This window comes from Limosilactobacillus reuteri subsp. simiae (assembly GCF_020784875.1).
Classification (GTDB): Bacteria; Bacillota; Bacilli; order Lactobacillales; family Lactobacillaceae; genus Limosilactobacillus; species Limosilactobacillus reuteri_H.
Genome location: NZ_JAJGUI010000042.1, coordinates 1 through 384, shown reverse-complemented (window position 1 = coordinate 384; position 384 = coordinate 1). Strand labels below are relative to the sequence as shown.

The window sequence follows — 384 nt, the reverse complement described above, 5'->3', positions numbered from 1 at the left end:
CTTAAGGCAAAAGAGGCCTTTTTTATATAATTTTTATCGCCCACCCGCATAGCAGGTGGTTTTTTGTTTCGTGCACTCGCTCTGCTCGCGCACTCAACCAGGTCTAAAGACATTAATAAAAAAACAGCGAGTAATTTTACTCACTGTTTTAGACTAATTGGGCTAGCTGGATTCGAACCAGCGCATGACGGTACCAAAAACCGTTGCCTTACCGCTTGGCTATAGCCCAATTATATTAAAATGTTGAACAACTATTAAAATTGTTCAATGGAGGATACAGGGCTCGAACCTGTGACCCCCTGCTTGTAAGGCAGATGCTCTCCCAACTGAGCTAATCCTCCAAAAGTGACCCGTGCGGGATTTGAACCCACGATACCAGCGTGA

The 384-nt window shown here is 44.5% G+C and carries 2 tRNA genes; both read right to left on the bottom strand.

Annotated elements, in window-relative coordinates:
- Positions 1 to 157 precede the first annotated feature (157 nt).
- Positions 158 to 229 (bottom strand) — tRNA-Gln (locus tag LMC10_RS01335).
- Positions 230 to 268: 39 nt separating this feature from the next.
- Positions 269 to 341: transfer RNA gene (locus LMC10_RS01330), tRNA-Val, on the bottom strand.
- Between the last annotated feature and the right edge of the window lie 43 nt (positions 342 to 384).